At 54.1% G+C, this 18,868-nt stretch carries 16 protein-coding genes; 3 read left to right on the forward strand and 13 right to left on the reverse strand.

Annotated features, from left to right (window positions below; all coding sequences use genetic code 11):
• Position 1 precedes the first annotated feature (1 nt).
• From ACYVHX_RS14915 to ACYVHX_RS14970, 12 genes are all read right to left on the reverse strand, one after another.
• The gene (locus ACYVHX_RS14915) at positions 2-1,621 is read right to left on the reverse strand and encodes a hypothetical protein (RefSeq protein WP_460672452.1); all 1,620 of its coding nucleotides are present in this window, start codon (positions 1,619-1,621) and stop codon (positions 2-4) included.
• Between the two features lie 227 nt (positions 1,622-1,848).
• Entirely contained in the window at positions 1,849-2,487 is a 639-nt protein-coding gene (locus tag ACYVHX_RS14920; RefSeq protein ID WP_460672453.1) for an OmpH/Skp family outer membrane protein, read from the reverse strand.
• A gap of 10 nt (positions 2,488-2,497) precedes the next feature.
• A complete protein-coding gene (locus tag ACYVHX_RS14925; protein ID WP_460672454.1) occupies positions 2,498-3,139 on the reverse strand; it encodes an OmpH/Skp family outer membrane protein in 642 nt (213 codons plus the stop codon).
• A 116-nt stretch (positions 3,140-3,255) separates the two neighbouring features.
• A complete protein-coding gene (gene bamA / locus ACYVHX_RS14930) occupies positions 3,256-5,898 on the reverse strand; it encodes an outer membrane protein assembly factor BamA (RefSeq protein WP_460672455.1) in 2,643 nt (880 codons plus the stop codon).
• A 3-nt stretch (positions 5,899-5,901) separates the two neighbouring features.
• Positions 5,902-6,642 (reverse strand): isoprenyl transferase, encoded by a 741-nt coding sequence (locus ACYVHX_RS14935; RefSeq protein ID WP_460672456.1) that lies wholly within the window; start codon positions 6,640-6,642, stop codon positions 5,902-5,904.
• Positions 6,643-6,917: 275 nt separating this feature from the next.
• A complete protein-coding gene (locus tag ACYVHX_RS14940) occupies positions 6,918-7,631 on the reverse strand; it encodes a LytR/AlgR family response regulator transcription factor (protein ID WP_460672457.1) in 714 nt (237 codons plus the stop codon).
• 274 nt (positions 7,632-7,905) lie between these two features.
• Positions 7,906-8,061: a hypothetical protein gene (locus ACYVHX_RS14945; protein WP_460672458.1), complete on the reverse strand. Its 156-nt coding sequence runs from the start codon at positions 8,059-8,061 to the stop codon at positions 7,906-7,908.
• 422 nt (positions 8,062-8,483) lie between these two features.
• Entirely contained in the window at positions 8,484-9,251 is a 768-nt protein-coding gene (locus tag ACYVHX_RS14950; RefSeq protein ID WP_460672459.1) for a LytR/AlgR family response regulator transcription factor, read from the reverse strand.
• Positions 9,252-9,254: 3 nt separating this feature from the next.
• Complete coding sequence (locus ACYVHX_RS14955; protein ID WP_460672460.1) at positions 9,255-9,521, reverse strand: hypothetical protein; 267 nt, start codon at positions 9,519-9,521, stop codon at positions 9,255-9,257.
• Positions 9,518-10,648 carry a sensor histidine kinase gene (locus ACYVHX_RS14960; RefSeq protein ID WP_460672461.1) on the reverse strand — a complete coding sequence of 377 codons (1,131 nt, stop codon included), beginning with the start codon at positions 10,646-10,648 and terminating at the stop codon, positions 9,518-9,520. The genes ACYVHX_RS14955 and ACYVHX_RS14960 overlap by 4 nt, the downstream gene beginning before the upstream one ends.
• Positions 10,649-10,666: 18 nt before the next feature.
• Entirely contained in the window at positions 10,667-11,311 is a 645-nt protein-coding gene (locus ACYVHX_RS14965; protein ID WP_460672462.1) for a hypothetical protein, read from the reverse strand.
• Between the two features lie 60 nt (positions 11,312-11,371).
• Positions 11,372-11,803: an SgcJ/EcaC family oxidoreductase gene (locus ACYVHX_RS14970; protein WP_460672463.1), complete on the reverse strand. Its 432-nt coding sequence runs from the start codon at positions 11,801-11,803 to the stop codon at positions 11,372-11,374.
• An 834-nt stretch (positions 11,804-12,637) separates the two neighbouring features.
• Here ACYVHX_RS14970 and ACYVHX_RS14975 point away from each other — a divergent pair.
• The 3 genes from ACYVHX_RS14975 to ACYVHX_RS14985 all read left to right on the forward strand — a co-directional run bounded on the left by ACYVHX_RS14975 (position 12,638) and on the right by ACYVHX_RS14985 (position 18,340).
• Entirely contained in the window at positions 12,638-16,039 is a 3,402-nt protein-coding gene (locus tag ACYVHX_RS14975; protein WP_460672464.1) for a SusC/RagA family TonB-linked outer membrane protein, read from the forward strand.
• A gap of 18 nt (positions 16,040-16,057) precedes the next feature.
• Positions 16,058-17,623, forward strand: coding sequence for a SusD/RagB family nutrient-binding outer membrane lipoprotein (locus ACYVHX_RS14980; RefSeq protein ID WP_460672465.1), 1,566 nt, complete (start codon positions 16,058-16,060; stop codon positions 17,621-17,623).
• A gap of 231 nt (positions 17,624-17,854) precedes the next feature.
• Positions 17,855-18,340 carry a DUF2306 domain-containing protein gene (locus tag ACYVHX_RS14985; RefSeq protein WP_460672466.1) on the forward strand — a complete coding sequence of 162 codons (486 nt, stop codon included), beginning with the start codon at positions 17,855-17,857 and terminating at the stop codon, positions 18,338-18,340.
• 61 nt (positions 18,341-18,401) lie between these two features.
• On the opposite strand, the gene ACYVHX_RS14990 is transcribed toward ACYVHX_RS14985, so the two are convergent.
• Positions 18,402-18,848 carry a DMT family transporter gene (locus ACYVHX_RS14990; RefSeq protein WP_460672467.1) on the reverse strand — a complete coding sequence of 149 codons (447 nt, stop codon included), beginning with the start codon at positions 18,846-18,848 and terminating at the stop codon, positions 18,402-18,404.
• Positions 18,849-18,868: the final 20 nt, after the last annotated feature.

An 18,868-nucleotide genomic window follows, 5' to 3' on the forward strand; every position in this document is an offset into this window, starting at 1 on the left:
TCTACTGCCGACTGCTCGTCTGCGCTTCTTCCATGGGCGCAAAGTCTTTGAACATGCGTTTCAAGCCCTTATCATTTACTTCGGTTTTGCTCTGCCAGGCCGCATCCAGTTCGAGCGCGACCAGTCCGGAAAGGCTCATGGCGGCCCGGAAATCGTCCAGCTTCTTGACAAAGTCATGATTCCGGCGGGTGGCTTTCAGGGCAAATTCGCGGGCAAAGACATCACCTTTGTTCTGCAATTCGCTCTTTTTACTCATCACGTAATTAAAACGGTCGAGCAGGTCCTTCATCGATTTCCCAATTACTTCCGTTGCTTCGAGCGTTCCCATTGTCAAAACGGCCGTTCCGCCGACCGCCGATACGTACCGCATGTTGGTCTGTATCTTGGTATTCTGGTTATTGGCCACCACCGCCGGGGTAACGCCCGTAACCGCCCCCAAACCAGCATTGGCCACCGAGCGGTTCCGCTTCCCGGTTTTTGCTCTCCGGTAGCTCCGCTTGAGTTCCTCTTCTTTTTCGCCCAATTGACTCAACAGGTTCCAGGCGGTGACCAGCGACTGGCGGTACTGAGCGTAATAATACCGGTCTTTTTCGTCTTCGTTGATCGCGTTGTAAACCGTGAAATTAATTTTCCGTTCGGCCCGGTTCTGGCCCTGATCGAGCGCAAAAAACACGATCTGAAACGAGAGCGAATCGTGCGGATCTTTCACGAAATCATAATCCGGTTTCCAGATAAATTCGTAATTGGTGGCCGTATTTTTCCGCAGGGCACTTTTTGGCACATCCTGGCTTTCCGACAGAAAATCGAACGTTTTGATGTCGTCGTCACCGTTGGGATCGCTCAGGTAAAACTTCAGGTTAACCGTGGTATTTTCCTTGATTCGGACGCGCGGTTCTTCCGGAATCAGCGTAATCTCGGGCGGCACATCCATCTGCGTCACTTCCAGTTTCAGGCGGCCTTTCGTGCGGGATTTGGCGGGCTGGTCTTCCACCCAGAACTCAATGTACTGCGCCTTGTTTGCTTTCAACTGATTGAACTGGTTCAACGACGGCTGCCAGCTCAGCTCGCCCTGCGCCGTCAGTTTAGCATTCTCCGGCATTTGGTCCGGAATGGGAATAAACACCACCGGATCGTTGTCTTCGTCCCGAACTACGGACGCATCAATTTTATAAACATTCTGAGTTTTGTTCCGAACGTAAAACGGGCGCAAATCGCCAATCAACGGAGGGCGGTTTACGTGCTGCACTTTAAGATCCACCGACTGGGTGGCGGTTTCGCCCTGTTTATTCCGGATTTCGAAGATGACCGGAATGCTTTTGGTCGTATTGATCCGGTCGGCAATGTCGAAGCCCGGCGTCCAGCGAAAATGGCCCAGCGAGTCCAGCACCATTCCCTCCATTTGCCCCTGTTTGATAGCATAGGTTAGCGAATCAGACTTGCTGCCTGCCGCCCGGATGGTAAACGTAAGGGTTTGCCCTTCAGCGATCTGATTCCAGCCCGCGTTTTGGCGATCTGCCTGATTCGGTAGGATTATTTGAAGGGGCTTTACTTCCTGTGCAAACGTGTTTAGCCGGGTTAAGAATATAAGTAAAGCAACTATACTCCCTATTTTTTGCAACATGAGGAATCGTCACCGATGGTTTTTAAGTGTAACGCAAAAATACCAGATAGATTTTACGGAAACCGTAAACATACGATTTTATTGATTCACCGCGCGCTGAAATGAACCCTTATTTGTATTTATTCAAGAAAAAGTTCAATCCGGTTTTTCCGGTAACCAGGTGTTGAAAAGACCGTAAAAACAAAAAGCCGCCTAGTTTTAGGCGGCTCTCTGCATCATAATCAGTCTTATTTATTCTTCTTGGGAGCCGGAGCCGTCGTAGTCTTGCCGGGCGTTGTCGGTGCTGGCTGAGCAGCCGCCTGTTTCGACGGAATGGGTACGTTCATCTTTTTAAATACCAGATCCGAGATGTTGTTCTCTTCGGGAGCCACCAGCAAAACCGGAATGGTGCCCGAGCCGGCGTCCAGGTTAAAGACGAAGTTAAAGCCATTTTCTTTGGCTACGGCATCAATATTGGTCTGAATCTTTTGCATCACCGGATTCACCAACTGGTTGTATTTCGTCTGCAATTGCGTTGACGAGTTGGACTGAAACTCCTGAATCCGCTGTTGCAGCGACTGTAACTCTTTTTCTTTATCGGCTTTGATCACGTCCGACATTTGGGCCTGACCTTTTTCGTAAGCACCCAGTTTGTCCTGAAACTCTTTGGACATATCACCGTAATTCTTCTCTAACTGCGTACGTTGAATGGTAAGCTGATTTTGAATATCCTTGAATTCCGGCATGCTTTGCAGGATGAACTCCATATTCGTATAGCCAATCTTCACAGAAACCACCGGGGCTGCTGCCGGTTGTTGCGCCTGTGCCCACACCTGGCTACCGCCTAATAGCAGAGTTACTGCCAGTGCAATGAGTTTGTTTTTCATTCTCTCTTTGTTATTTTGGTTGTTTTGTCGGTTTACTTGTATTTGATTTAGAATTGCTCGCCGGGTTTAATTCCCTCTCCGTCGGATTGGTACTGATGGCTTCGGCGGGAGCGGTACTTTTGGCTTTCGGATCAGCCGTCAGGCCCAGCTCTTCCATCACGTAGTCGGTATAATCGTGTTTGGGATTGGTATACAACATGACGACACCCTCACTGGCTTTGTCCAGAACCATGTCCAGCCGTTTCTGGGTCGCTACCTTGTCAATGGCCCGCATCACCACTTCGGTCACCGGTTTCATCAACTCCTGCCGTTTTTTAAACAGCATGCCTTCGTAGCCAAACACCTTGTTATTATACTCCCGGGCTTCATGCTCCTTCTCACTGATAATTCGCAGCCGATCCCGCTTCATATCTTCCGTCAGCAGGATTTCTTCGGCCTGGTACGTTTTCTGCAACTTGTCGATCTCCGAATACTTATCCTGAATATCCTTCGACCACTTTTCGGCAAACTTGTCAATCTCCGTCAGGGCTTTCTGGTACGTGGGCATCTTGCTGGTAATAAATTCCGAATCAACATACCCCAGTTTCTGCGCCTGTGCCGACCCAAGGGCCGAAAAGGAGAGCAAAGTTACAAAAATTAGTCCTTTTATCATGACATTTTTTGAAACAAAACCGGAACGCTCCGACATTATTTTATTCTGCATGAACCAATTACGCTCAATTTAGTGCCTGGTTTGCATCTATTAATAACGTCGCAAAGACCAATTTCTTATCTGATCTGCTGCCCGATTGTAAAGTGGAACTGACCGCCCGGCCCCGTACGGGTGGGCGAACCCGGCATCCGGTCGAAACCGTATCCGTAGTCAATTCCGATCAACCCAAAGGCGGGCATAAAGATCCGGGCTCCGGCTCCGGCGGCCCGTTTCAGATCAAAGGGATTGTAATTCTTGAAATTTCCCCAGTTGTTTCCGGCCTCGAGGAACGTCAGCACGAAAATCGTGGCCGACGGGTTCAGCGATACCGGGTAGCGCAGTTCCATGACGTACTTACTAAACGCCAGACCGCCCCGCTGGCGTTCCAAAGGCGTCGGCGAAACGCCGTTCATCCCGGTGTACACATCCCGGTCGTTGTAGCCCCGCAAACCGATGATGTCCTGCGCCAGCGCAAACTGCCCCGTACCGGCCAGACCCGAACCACCCAGGACAAACCGCTCAAAGGGGCTAAACTCCGTCCGGGAATTATACCGGCCCAAGAAGCCCATGTGCGCCCGGGCATTCAGGACGAGTTTGCCCGTTACGGTGGCAAACCAGCTCGCGTCGAACATCCATTTGTGGTATTCAACCCACTTGTAGCGATCCCGGATATCGACGTTGGTGTTCGTCGTTTTGTTGGAGAACGCCGAATACGGCGGGGTCAGCGTGGCCATCAGCGAGATCGACGAACCGGAACGCGGAAACTGCGGCTGATCGATGCTGTTCCGGGCCAGCGTGGTGTTGAACGTAATGCTGTTGGACGTTCCGTCCCGCAGGCCGATCCCGAAAATATCGTAGTTGTTCAACTCATAGCGCTGATAGGTCAGGGAGTTGCTCAACTGGAAGTAATCGTCCGGAAACCGCAACCGGCGGCCCAAACCGAGCGAAACCATCGTGTTGCCGTAGGAACCCAGGAAGTTTTTACCGTACGCACTCGGGTTACTGTACAACTGGGTAATATCCGAAATCCGGTAAACCGTCCGTGACACACTAACAGAGAGCGCATTCGGTTTTTTACCACCCAGCCAGGGCTCGGTAAACGTCAGCGAATACGTCTGGAACTGCCGGCCGTTGGCCTGAAAGCGCAGCGCCAGTTTCTGGCCGTCGCCCGCCGGCAGGGGCCGCCAGGCTTTCATGTTCGTGATGTTACGCGCCGAGAAGTTGTTGAACACCAGACCCAGCGTGCCGACAAAACCGACATAACCACCCCAGCCACCGGACAACTCGATCTGGTCACTCGGTTTTTCTTCCACCGTGTATTCAATATCCACCGTCCCGTCGGGTTGCGGAACCGGGTTGATGCCGATTTTCTCCGGATCGAAATAACCCAGGGTTGCCAGTTCGCGCTGGGTCCGGATGATGTCGGTTTTGCTGAATTTCTGGCCGGGTAGCGTCCGGATTTCCCGCAGCACCACGTGGTCGCTGGTTTTCGTATTTCCGTTCAGGATAATCCGGTTGATGGTGGCCTGCTTGCCTTCAAAAATCCGGAATTCCAGATCCAGCGAATCGCCGTCGACGCTTTTGATCACGTCTTCCGCGTTGAAGTACAGGTACCCTTTGTCCATGTAGGCCGAACTCAGGTCACTGCCGGGAATACCGTTTTTCTTTTTCTCGATTTCTTCTTTGCTGTAGACGTCCCCCTTTTTGACGCCCAGCACTTCCGTCAGGACCTCGTCGGGATACAGGTAATTGCCTTCCCAGCTGATGTTGCGAACGTAGTATTTCCGACCTTCGTCGATGTTCATAATGATGTCCACCGTCCGGCCGTCGTGGGCAAAAACCGAGTCGAAGGTAACCGACGCATCCCGGTAGCCCTGCTTGTTATAATACTCGATAACCTTCTGTTTGTCTTCTTCAAACTTCTTGGGAACAAACTTGGAAGGCGTGAACAACCGGCCAAACCGCATCTGTTTGGTGCCTTTCATTTTCAGCCGGATTTTTGATTCCTCCACCAGTTCACGGCCCCGAATGTCAATGTTATTGATTTTGACCTTGCCGCCTTTTTCGATGGAAACCCGCATCGTAGCCTGGTTGCGGGTACTATCGGTCGGTACGGACAGAATTTTAACTTTCGTGTTCAGGTAGCCTTTCTCCACGAAATATTTCTTGACGCTAAGCTGGGTATTCTTGATCAACGTGTTGGAGATCAGACGACCCAGATTCAGCTTCACCTTGTCTTTAAGGGCGTCCTGCTCCGATTTGCGGATGCCGACGAAGGTAACTTTATACAAACGGGGCTGTTCCTTAATGGACACGTTCAGGGTGACCTGATCGCCTTCGACTTTCGTGGCCAGAATCTCGACATCTTCCAGCAGCCCCTGCGCCATGAGTCGCTTGATGGCTCCGTTGATGCTTTCGCCCGGAATCCGAACTTTGTCGCCCACCTTTAAACCCGTCAGGGAAAGCAGGGAGTTGGGGTCCAGGTACTTGTTGCCCGTTACGGTCAAACCGGCAATTTCGTATTCTTTCGGATCGGCATAATTCAGATCGAGAGCCGCCGATGAACTGGGGGCTGCCGGGGTGGTCGTGATGCGTCCGCCCCCAAAACCGGGTCGAATCTGGGCTTGGCCCGACAACGCAACGAACAGCAGCAACGAGCTGAGGCCCGCCCGAACGACTTTACTGTTCCAGATTACCAAGGGGGTAGTGCTTACTTTCATAGGTTACTTTACGAGTTGTTCGCTGATTTTCCCAAAACGCCGTTCCCGGTTCTGATACGTCAGAATTGCTTCCCACAAGTGCGGTTTACGAAAATCGGGCCACAACACGTCATTCATAATATAGAGTTCTGCGTAGGCTAACTGCCAGAGCATAAAGTTACTGATGCGATGGTCGCCCCCCGTCCGAATCATCAGATCGACTTCGTCGATTCCCTGCGTTGCCAGCGACTGGGCAAACACCTCTTCGTCGATCTGGTCGGGCGTCAGGCTGCCGTTCTGAATCTGGCGGGCCAGCTTTTTGGTGGCTTCCAGAATATCCCATTTGCCGCTGTAGCTCAACGCCAGGATCAGGTTAAGACCGTCGTTGTTTTCGGTCAGCCGCATGGCTTCGGCCAGCTCCGACCGGCAATCTTTCGGCAAGGTATCAATGCTGCCGATGGCCGTCAGCCGGACGTTATTTTCCATCAGCGTGGGGACTTCGGCCCGAATGGTGTGCACCAGCAAATGCATGAGTGCATCGATTTCCAGTTTAGGCCGGTTCCAGTTTTCCGTTGAAAACGTGTAGAGTGTCAGGTATTTTACACCCAGTTCCGCACATCCCTCGGTCACTTCCCTGACGGATTTGATTGCATTTCGATGGCCGAATACCCGCGCAGCGCCCTGCTTTTTGGCCCAGCGTCCGTTTCCGTCCATAATAACGGCCACATGTCGGGGCAGATTGCTCAGGTCAATGAGTTCTTTCATTCAGCCAGATTCGTTTTAACAAACTTTAACATAAAGACGGCCCGACGAGGTGGGCCGTTCAAAATCAGGTTGCAAGTTACTAAAAAGCACAGGGATTTAAAAGGTATAAGGAGCGAAGGAATAAAGGAACGGATTTATATTTTCCTCCTTTATTCCTCCGCTCCTTCAGCGTCTCCACCGCGCGGAACCGCTAACGCGCCGGCGGTTTCCGATGTTGAATCGTCGCCGGAGCGTTAGCGGTTCCGCGCGGTGGGGCGGGATGGTCGGTTCGGCGCTTACGAGTCTTCGTTTCTTTTGCCGAGCAAACTCAGAAAACCTTCGAAGCGGTCGCGGTAAACCGCTCCGAGCGCGAGCTGGTGCGCGCCCACGGAAATGCTCCGGTACGAATAACCGGTAATCATCGCCAGATTGACAATGTACGATTTGTGGATACGCAGAAATTGCTGACTGGGGAGCACTTGCTCCAGGTTGGAGATCGTCTCGTTGACCACGTCTACCTTCTGGGGACCGATGACTTTACAATAAATACCGTAAGCCTGAATGTATTCAATGGTGCTGTAATCGAACCGCTGAAACGTGTGTCCTTTTTTCAGAAACAGAAAGGGATGGGCGTTTTCGTCCTGGGCGGCAATCTGAATGCTCAGCGCCCGGTTTACGGCCCGGGTGAACCGGAGAAATGTAAATGGTTTGAGCAAATAGTCGACAACGCCCAGGTTAAAACCGTCGACGGCCAGATCCGCGTGGACAGAGGTAACAATAACCGGCGCCTGTTTGGCAAACGAATGAATCAGATCAACGGTGGACAGGTCCAGCAGGTTGATATCCAAACACACCAGGCTGTAGGTCTTGCTGCGCAGCAATTCCCAGGCTTCCGAAACGGACGCGCAAATATCGGGTGTCGAGAAAAAGGGGAGTCGGCTGACGTATTCCTTTAATTCCGCCACGGCCGTGGCGGATTGTTCAATGATAAGGCATTGCTGTGAGCCCATAATATTCAAAGTGGACGAGGTTGGTGTTGATGTATGCACATAATAAGGTGTGACAGCCGAGAGCTGCGACAGAATGAAACCAGAAAAGCCGGTCGGTGCTAAAAACGAAACCGACGACCCGGAAAACCGGTCGAATCACATGGCTCTCACCGGGCCGTACCTTGCTGAAATGCGTATACGTTCCGCTTTTCAGGCATTCGGGCCGATGAAAACAGCATGTTCCAGTCAGGCAGTTGGGAACTGCCAGTGCGAACGGGAAAAGAAATTGGGGATGCTAATCACCCGCCTTTTTTCCGGGCAGGGATGTCCAGTGCCGCGTTTTTGAAGCAGCGCAGGAATGGGGAATGGATGCGGTCGTGGCGTTCATGAAAAGAAGGTAATGATCGCCGTGATTACGACCTTTGAAGGAGCAATCGATCGGAAGATGCATACGTACAAAAGTTTTGGACAGAATGATATTCTATAACTTCGCCAGACACGTATAGGAGATGCGTTCTTTTACTTAGTTGCAAATAAGGAAAGTAAACGATGAAAATCCTGCTTAAACACTAAAATTATTTCGCCATTTAAAAAAATGCGCTTTTTATAACCATTTCATCCGACACCACCGATTTGGAAATGGATCATTAGGCTGTACCAACCGCCATTTCCAGATCCGTTCCCGGGCCGACGCGGTTCCTAGCTGCCAGCGCCAGATCTACCAGCGGCTGATCAACTGACCGGTTTTCCGCCCACCCGTATACGCAGGAAAACCGGCTGTAGACGGTCCACGACGGGGCTGTTCCTCCTGCGTTTTGGCCGGTGTCCTATCTCTCCGCCCAGTCGAGGTTTCGGCCCCACTTCCGGACGCGGCTACAACTCCATCAGACTCTTCAGATTATCGGTGAAGCTGCTGCCGGTGATCAACTGCGTCGCTTTCTTGTCGCGCATGATGATGACAAACTTTCCGTTGAAGTGCCGCTGAATTTCCTGAATATGGCGCGAATTCAGCAGCGTCGAGCGGCTGATGCGGGTGAAGGTGTCGGGCAGCTTTTCTTCCAGCGTGGCAATCGTGTGCGTGGTCAGAAACTGCTGGCCGTCCACCGTATGCAGAAAAACGTACTTATCCTCGGCTTCGAAGTAGGCAATGGTGGTCAGCGGAATCAGCAAAATCCGGTCACCGGTTTTCACCGAAATCGAGTGCAGTTCTTTTTTAGGCTTCAGCAGTTCGAGCACGTGCCGTAAATCCGGGTTGGCACCCGTCGGCGCCGACCGGATTTTGCGGATGCGCTCAACGGTTTTTTCCAGCCGCTCGGGTTCGATGGGTTTCAGCAGGTAGTCGATGGAGTTTTCCTCGAAAGCCCGCACGGCATAATCATCATAGGCCGTGGCAAACACCACAATGGGCAGATACGGCAGTTTCGCCAGCATTTCAAACCCGTTCAGGCCCGGCATTTCAATGTCCAGAAAAACCAGATCGGGCTCCAGCACTTCCACGGCTTTGAGTCCTTCCAGCCCGTTGACGGCTTCGCCGACGATCTGGAAAGTATCTTCATACCGTTTCAGCAGGCGTCGCAGGCGGTTTAGGGCCAATGGTTCGTCGTCGACCAGCAGCGTTCGGAGTGGGAATTGGGGCGTCATGGTTCAGGCGTTCAGTTTCAAAGGGCGCGTTCCCGGTTTTCGGGAGCCCGGCGGTAGATTCTTCTGGGGTTGACGGCCAACCCATTTTTTAAACCAGTGGCCTTTCCAGAGCCAGAAACCGGACAGAGTCACGAGCGGCACAATACCGGCTTTCACCACAAAAGCCGCTTCGGGAATTTCCGACACGGGGCCGTAAATGTACCCCAGGATGGGAATGCTGGCCAGAAGGTGAATCCAGCGGATTATCAGGCGTTCCGTAACGGCTTTCATTGTTCAACGGGTTGGGTTTGGGCCGGCCAGGACGGGCGCAGGGCATCCGGCGCGGTGTTCAGTCTTTCTTTTCGGATCTGCACCACCACCTCCTTCAGCGGCTGGTTTTCCAACAGCAGCCGGGCATCGTCGCCGTACAGCAGTTTCAATTTATCCTGAATGCTTTGCAGGCCGTAGCCCGCGACGAGTTCTTCCGGAAAAACCGGGCCGTTGTCGTGAATCCGGCCCGTCAGCCAACCGCTTTCCTCCGTAATCCGGAGAATGATGGCTCCCGGTCCGGCCACCCGCGAAATACCGTGTTTGATGGCATTTTCGACCAGCGGTTGCAGCAGAAACTGCGGAATCTGCACCTCGCTCAGGGCCGGGTCGGTCAGGTCGATGCGGTAGCTCAGCCGGTCGCCAAAGCGCACCTGTTCCACATCCAGGTACGTCCGCACCATTTCCAGCTCATCGGCCACGGTGTTGAAATAGCGGTTTTTCAGGCCGGTGGTATACCGGAACAGTTTCGACAACAGCAGCACCATCCGTTCGGCCCGGTCGGGTTCGTCGTGCACCAGACTGGCAATGGAATTCAGCGCGTTATACAGAAAATGCGGATTGATTTTGGCTTGCAGCGCTTCCAGTTCGGCCCGGGTTTTCTGCTGCTCCAGGTGCAGAAGCTGGTATTCCTGCTCGGTAATTTTGCGCGTCACGCTGCGGGCCTGCCGCTGGAAGTAATACAGCAGATTTCCAATCAGCGGGGCCGGAATCAGGTAGAAAAAATTAATCCACCGGGGAAATTCCGCTGCACTGACCGGCGGCTTACCCACCAGCCAAAACAAAAAGACACTCTCCAGCGCGCCCAGCGCAACAATCAGAACCGTGAGCAGGAGATGACGCATCCCGACCGACGGAATCCGGTCGCCCATTCGCAGCATGAGCTGACTCACCAGCACGGCCATCAGGGCATCGAACAGGTTATTGACGATCACAAACAAAACCGGCGCGTGTACATCCGTCCCGCCCAGCAGCAGTTCCGTGGTGAAGTAAATAATGGCACTACCGCCGTATACGCCCATGACACAGACCAGCACGGAAAGCAGAATACCAACGGGCGTACGCTGCGATACCTGACGAATTATATTCATGCCTCGAGAAACCCGGTTTTACTGTCCGCACTGACTCAACAGATACTGGTTGGTGTCCTGGCCCCAATTGGGGTGAAGGGTCGATGCCGGTTTGAAGGTAGCGAATTTTTCAGCGGCTTGTTTCAGCAGCGGACGGGCTGCGGTTTTGCCACCGCCGTACTCTTCCGGCGTGTAAAACAGCGACTGTCCCTGCAAGGCGTAAATCCGCGGATTTTCGGGATTCTTCTGTTTGGCTTTGGTGAGGGCCGCTTCAAATTCCGGCAGGTATTGCTGCCAGCGGTTTTCCGGATCGATCGACAGGCGCGCGGCTGCCAGCTGGGCCGCCAGCACCAGCGTCTCGTCGTTGTCGGCCTGCTGCTGCGCCACTTTTTTGTAGAAATGGGCCGCTTTATCGAGCAGGCCGTCTTTTTTGCCCGCGTCGGTTTCCTTCACGGCGAGCAAAATATAAGTGTACGACGCCCAGTAAGCCGGGAGCCATTCGGCGGTTTCGGCGCTGCCAATGCGCTCCAACTGCCCGGCGGCCTGCTGCAACTCCGGCGTGGGCGTCATGAATTTGACGTTGGCAATGGCCGCTTCCATCGCCTTGGTGTACGTTTCGTTTTGTGCCAGGGCAGCGCTAAAAACCGCCAGCATCAGGGTCAGGGAAAGCAGACTGTTTTTCATAATGTTCAGAGGGTTGAAAATGGTTTCAATGGTTAAAAAGAGCGGTTAACGAACGATTAATCAACTGAGTAGCTTCATAAACAGCTTCTGAAAAAAACCGGGTTTCTGGATGCGGCAGTTGTGAAAAGCCGTTGCCTTCCATTCGCCGTTCTGCCGGACAAACACCGTAGTGTTGATTGATTCGCGGCCTTTGGGGGCGGTTTTCTGCCAGCGCAGCTGCACCACGCCAACGCCATGAACCACGGCAACATCGGCCGTTAAAAACCGGATTTTTTTGATGCTCCCTTTTAGCCTTGATCCACGCAAAATTCCGTGCAGCAGCGTCTCGTGGGCATCGGCGATTGCTTTTCGGCCCACCAGATGATCGCCCGCGAAGGTGACGTAATCGCAATCCTCGGTGAAGTAGGAACTGAACCATTCCGCATCGCCCTTGTCCCAGGCGGCTGCCATGGCGTCGAAAACCTGCCGGATCTCTTTTTCTTCGTTTGACATACTCCACTACGCTTTTAACGTTAATTAGAATTACTAATCACCTCAGGATCAAGGGCTTTTCAGGTCCGGTTCACAAAGACTCCCATCTGTTGTGCGCCGGGCAGCCCCTTTTCGTTCCGGCCGGCGATCAGGGTTTGCGGCCCAGCCGAAGCCGGAAAAAGCAGCGCGCAGCCGGGGAACGGTCGTTTCGTGGCGGACCACTTCAAATGCTGGTTCAAAATTATCCGCCCGGCGGCCGGAACGGGAGCGGTTTCCGACGAACGACGGATTCAGGGGAGTAAACCGGGCTTCTGGCGGGATGATTGAAATCGGTTTTGGCGGTTTTAGGGTAAAAAGCGCATCCAGGACCCGCCACTTGCCGGCGGCACCATAGATTATTTCAAGTTTTTAAAATTTTTCAAAAAATAATTTCTCTGAAAAGAGTATCGGCTACCCGTTCCTGCATCTTTACCCCAAATCTGCCATACGATACCGTATACCACACCCAGGATGCATTTTTTAGTATTTACAGCCCAGCCGCCTAAAAACCGGTCCTGTTTCCAGCCGCTGTAAACCCAATGACTGACTAATTTCCGGTAAGCGGTCAAAAAAACCTTTGCATAACCATTTCTAACCTAACTGATTCTGAAATTCAATGAAACCGATGCTGAACGCCTATTACTGAGTATTCGGGCGTCAGTGGTGCCTTGCACGACCGGCCCCGCCCCCTGCATTTTACGCTCAATTCGCTACACGCCTGCAACGGATGACGGGAAAGTCTTGTGCCGCTTTTTAACCGACCAAATTAAGATTATGTCAAGAATCGTACAATTTCATCAAGCTTTACAGACCCTGATGCGCTTTGCTCTGTACCAAGCTCTGGTTACCATCTCTATTACCTCCCTGGTGCACGCTCATGACGTGCGCAGCCAGCGCGTGCTGGAACAAAAAATTACCCTGCAATTGACCAACGCCGAAATCGAGAAAGCGCTCGACCGGATTGAGAATGCGACGAACGTTAAGTTCATGTACAATCCGCTGATTTTTGGCAGTCAGAAACATTCGTTCAAATTCCAGAACGAAGCCCTGTCGGAAGTCCTGGAGAAAATTCTGGCCCCGCACAAGGTAACCTACGAGGTGGTGCACGACCGGATTATTCTCAAACGCGCTGTGCCGCAACCCGAAGCCAGCCCGACCGGCGTCCGGGAAGCGCCCAAACGCAACCTCACCGGCAAAGTTGCGGACGAAACCGGGACCGGACTTCCCGGCGTCAGCATCCTGCTGAAAGGCAGCCAGCGCGGTACGTCGTCGGATTCGGAAGGAAAATTTCAGCTGGAAATGCCGGATCAGGGCATCGAAACCGCCGTTCTTATTTTCAGCTTCGTCGGTTACACGTCCCAGGAAGTGACGGTGGGCAACCAGACGACGATTTCGGTACAACTGAGTCCGGAAGCCAAATCCCTGAACGAAGTGGTGGTGACCGCCCTCGGTATTGCCCGGGAGAAAAAAGCCCTGGCGTACGCGGTTTCGGAAGTCAAAGGAAGTGAATTCACGCAGGCCCGCGAAAACAACGTCGCCAACGCCCTGACCGGTAAAATTGCCGGGGTCAACGCGACGGGGATGGCGACCGGTCCCGGCGGTTCGAGCCGGATCATCATTCGGGGAAACGGCTCGCTCAACGGCAACAACCAGCCGTTGTACGTCATCAACGGGATGCCGATGGACAACAGCATTCCGGGCGGTGGTACGGCCGCCGACGGCAACGGGATGAACGTCGACCGCGGTGACGGGATCGGCGGGATCAACCCCGACGACATCGAGTCGATCAGTGTGCTGAAAGGCGGTCCGGCTGCGGCTCTCTACGGCGCCCGGGCCTCCAACGGGGTCATTTTGATCACCACCAAAAAAGGCCGGGGTCAGAAAGGCATCGGCGTGGAAGTGAACAGCAACACGACCTTTGAAGACATTGCCGTGATTCCGAACTGGCAGTATGAATACGGTCAGGGGCTGGACGGAAAAAAACCGACGACGGTGACCGAAGCCAAGAGCACGGGACGGCTTTCGTACGGCGCGCGCATGGACGGCCAGCCCACGATTCAGGTGGACGGCCAGCTGCATCCATATTCGCCCCAGAAAGACAACCTGAAGAATTTTTACCGCACCGGAACCAACTACATCAACTCCGTAGCGTTCACGGGCGGCAACGAATCGGTCAACTTCCGGCTGGGCCTGAACAATACCGCATCCAAGAGCATTGTTCCGAACTCCTCGTTCAACCGGCGCATCGCCAACCTGAACCTGAACGCGTTTCTGGGTAAAAAACTGAGCATCGAGACGGTTTTCCAGTACAACCAGGAGGAAGGCAAAAACCGCCCCAAAGTGGGCTACGCCGATATGAACCCGCACTGGGCGACGTATCTGGTGGCCAACGTGGTGGACATCCGCAGCCTGTCGCCGGGCTACGATCCGGTTACGGGCAAGGAAATGGAATGGAACCCGGTTCCGGCCGCTCCCAACCCCTACTTCGTCATCAATAAATTCAAAAACGACGATACCAAACACCGGTTTTTAAGCCAGGGCAGCATCCGGTACGACATTCTGGACAACCTGTTCATCAAAGGCAGCGTGAGCCAGGATTACTACAGCTTTGCTTCGGAATACGTCCAGCCGACCAACAACGCCTTCCAGCCGCTCGGCACGTACGATGCCCGCAAGGTGACGTCGTCGGAAACCAACGGCATGCTGACGCTGAACTACAACACGGATTTCTTCAGCGACAACCTGAGCTTTTCGGCGCTGCTGGGCGGCAATGTGCAGCGGGCCATCTACGATCAGACGGTTATTGCCGGGAGCGAATTTACGGTGCCTTACTTCTACAGCTACACCAACCTCGGGGCATCGACCACCACGCCGACGTACATGAAAAGTGCGATTAACTCGGTTTTCGGTTCGGTCGATTTTGGCTACAAAAACGTGGCCTACCTGACCTTATCGGGTCGGCAGGACTGGTTTTCGGTACTGAACCCGAAGAGCAACAGCATATTTTACCCGTCGATTGGCGGCTCGCTGATTCTGTCGGATGCGTTCCGGATGCCGAAAGCCTTCAGCTTCGCCAAGTTGCGGGCATCGTGGGCGCAGGTGGGTGGTGCCACGGTCAACGCCTACCAGATTTACCAGTATTATTCGATGCAGCAGGGGGGGCACAACGGCCGGCCGGTGCAGGTGCTGTCGTCGTCGCAGGTGCCAAACCCTGATCTGAAACCGCTGACCTCGACTACGGCGGAGGCCGGTATCGAAGCCAAGTTCCTGAACAACCGGTTGGGCATCGACCTGACGTTGTATAACCGGAAAACCACCGACGACATCGTTACGACCAACATTGCGGTTTCTTCGGGTTACACCTCGGCCCTGCTGAACGTGGGTGAGCTGAGCAACAAAGGAATCGAGTTGCTGCTGACCGGAACGCCCGTCAGCAAAGCGGATTTCAGTTGGGATGTGAGTTACAACATGGCCTACAACAAAAGCAAGATCGAGCGGCTGGCCGAAGGACTGACCGGCATCGATGTCGGCGCCGGTGTCGGTGGTGGTCTGGTCCGGAACGTGCTGGACCGGCCTTACGGTACGGTTTGGGGCTACCGCAAGAAAACCGACGCTAACGGCAACGTGGTTTTCAATACGGCCAGTGGCTACGCGGTTCGGGGTGATCTGGAAGAAATCGGCCAGGGAACGCCCCCGCTGACGATGGGGATTACCAACAATTTCCGCTACAAAAACTTCTCGCTGAACGTCCTGCTCGACGGCAAATTCGGCAGCATCGTGTACTCGAACCTGTATCAGTACGCCTACCGCTTCGGTCTGCCGCAGGAAACGCTGCCGGGTCGCGAAACCGGGGTAACCGTGACGGGGGTGACGCCGGAAGGCAATCCGTTCACCAAAACCTGGAAAAAAGAAGAGGTGGACACCTACTACGACAACGACAAGAATTACACCGCCATGTTTATGTTCAACAACGATTTCGTCAAACTGCGTCAGTTGGTGCTGAGCTACAACCTGCCCGCCGGCAAGCTGTCGTTCCTGAAGTTGCAGGGCGCGTCGATTTCGCTGGTGGCCCGCAACCTGGCCATTCTTTACAAGGACAAGAAGAACCAGTACTTCGATCCGGAATCGGGCTACACGAGCACCAACGCGCAGGGGCTGGAAGCCTTTGGCGTTCCCAGAACCCGGAGCCTTGGGGTGAACTTAATGGTGAAATTCTAATCAACTAACTATCTCACGATGAAGCGTCTGATTCAAAAAATATGCGTTGCGGCTCCGTTGTTCCTGCTGTTGTCTTCGTGCGACAAAGGCTTCGAGGAAATGAACGTTGACCCAAACAAATACTCCGAAGTTGTGCCCGAATACCTGTTCACGCGGGCCCTGCTCGACGGCGTCAGCACCAATTTTACGGGCGCGGCTTACCTGACCATCGGGCAGTCGATGCAGCATTTTGCGACCTACAAGGAGGTGCCGGCGGCTGGCGACAAATACTTCAACTTTAGTTATTCGCAAGGTAGCTGGAGCGCCTACGCCGGAACCACCGCCGGCCAGGGCGCCGTCATCTCGGTTCGCCAGGTGATCGACAAGGTGTCGGTCAATCCGGCGGATGTTAATAAACTGTCGGCGGCCCGGATCTGGAAAGCGTACATTTTCCACCGGCTGACCGATGTATACGGCGACATTCCGTATTTCGACGCCGGGAAAGCCCTTTCGGACAAAAACTACGGCCCCAAATACGACACGCAGCAGGCCATTTACGCCGATTTGCTGAAAGAGCTGGAACAATCCATTGCAGCTTTTGACGCCACCAAACCGACTTTCGGAGCGGCCGACCTGATGTACGGGGGCGATGTGACCAAATGGAAAAAATTCGCTTATTCGCTGATGCTGCGGCTGGGCATGCGGCTGACGCAGGTGGATGCCGCCCTGTCCAAAACCTGGGTGGAAAAAGCCGTCGCCGGGGGCGTCATTCTGGACGATGCCGACCGCGCCGTGATTGGGTACGTGGACGGCTCGCAAACCGCCAGCCGGAATTTTATCGCCAACGGTTTATTGAGCACCGACTATATTACGCCCGGTGGCGACAATGTGGAAGGCGGCAAGCTGGCCAAAACGCTGATCGATTACCTGAAAACCACGAAAGACCCGCGTCTGAACGTAATTTCGATTGTCTGGAGTTCGGCCGACGGCAAAACGTTCACGGCGGACACGACGACGGCTTTGCAAAGCGGAATGCCCAACGCGGCTTACAACAGCCTGCCCGCCAACTTCAACTCGTTCTCGGAACCCAACCCGAATACCCTGCTGAAATACAGCGCGCCCCTGATCGTATTCGGCAATGCGGAAACCAACCTGCTGCTGGCCGAAGCGGCCGTTCGCGGCTGGGCCAGTGGCGGAGCGACGGCGGCCACGGCGTACGGCAACGCCGTCAAGGCCGGGATGCGGCAGTGGGCGTTGTTCGGCACCGGCGGGGTGATCTCGGAGGCTAAAATGAATGCCTACCTGGCGCTCAATCCGTATAAAATCGCCGGAACAACCGCCCAGCAAATCGAGCAGATCGCTACGCAGAAATGGGTGTCGCTGTTTCTGGAAGATGAGTACGAGATTTTCGCCAACTGGCGCCGGACGGGCTACCCGGTTTTGACCCCGACCAACTATCCGGGCAATCTGACGGGCGGTAAAATCCCGACCCGGTTTGTGATTCCGGATTCCGAAGAAACGTACAACAAAACGAATTTTATCGAAGCCCGGACGCGGCAGGGAGGCACCAATACGCTCTCCAGCGTGGTCTGGTGGGATAAATAATGAGAAGGTTCGAGAATAATTAACTTGTAGATGAAATAGCACCGGGATCTTCCTGGTGCTATTTTTTTGAAAGGCGGTTTTTTACTACCTCCTGGCCGCGCTCCGGACCGGAGGTCCCGAAGTCATCCGGTAAATACCCGGTTTTACCCGCTTTCCCGCCCGGTTCATCGAACCAGCGATCCGGTTTTGCCGGTCAACGAGTAAGTTTGGGGCCTGTTCATTCCATCCATTATGGTTCATTCTACCGTAGGTTTCATTCACGTTGCTTCCGCCTTTTGCGCCATGCTGCTGGCCGCGTTCGTGGTAGCGCTGCCCAAAAGGAACCAGCTGCACCGACGGCTGGGCTACCTGTACGTCATCAGTATGCTGATCCTGAACGGCACGGCTTTTCAGATTTATCATTTGTTTGGCCGCTTCGGTCCTTTTCACATTCTGGCCCTGTTCAGTATGCTGACCATCCTGGGCGGTTTTGTCCCCGCCCTGGCCCGCAAGCGCGTCAAAAACTGGCTGCACTGGCACTACTACTTCATGACGTGGTCCGTCGTGGGGCTCTACGCTGCCTTCTGGGCCGAACTGTTGACCCGCACCCTGCCGATGGGGCAATTCTGGGCGCTCGTGCTGGCAGCCACCAGCGTAACCACCGGGGTGGGTTCGTATTTCATCCGGAAAAACGCCAGCCGCTTTCTGGCACCCGCCGGCAGCAACCTGCCCCGTTGACTTTCCCGGCTGAAAAAACCGCCTATGGACCGCGGTCTCGCCCAGTGGGCGGTTTTTGCGGCTAAGGCGTTGCCGAAAGTTTCATCAGGACAAGCCCGGCCAGAAGGAGAAAGGCCGCCAGTAGACGGGTACTGTTAATGGGTTCACCCAGGAAGAAAATGCCGAGCAGGAAAGCGCCCAGGGCACCGATACCGGTCCAGATCGTGTAGGCGGTGCCCAGCGGCAAGGTTCGCATCGCGACAGCCAGCAGGCCAAAACTGGCGATCATGGCAACGAGGGTGATGAGGGTGGGCAGCGGGCGGGTAAAACCGTTCGATTGTTTCATCGAATACGCCCAAACGACCTCTAGCAGGCCGGCAATAACTAAATAAATCCAGGACATGACCGAAACGTTTGCTTCGTGAGCGGGCCGTCCCGAATCCGTTCCCATCGTGGGGGAGGTCGTCCTCCAGAAAATGCGCAGCCAGCAAGCGGGAAAACCGCCCCTGGCCCGGCAAAGGTAACACATTCCCCTTTAACTAACAGCCG

This window comes from Larkinella ripae (assembly GCF_054780775.1).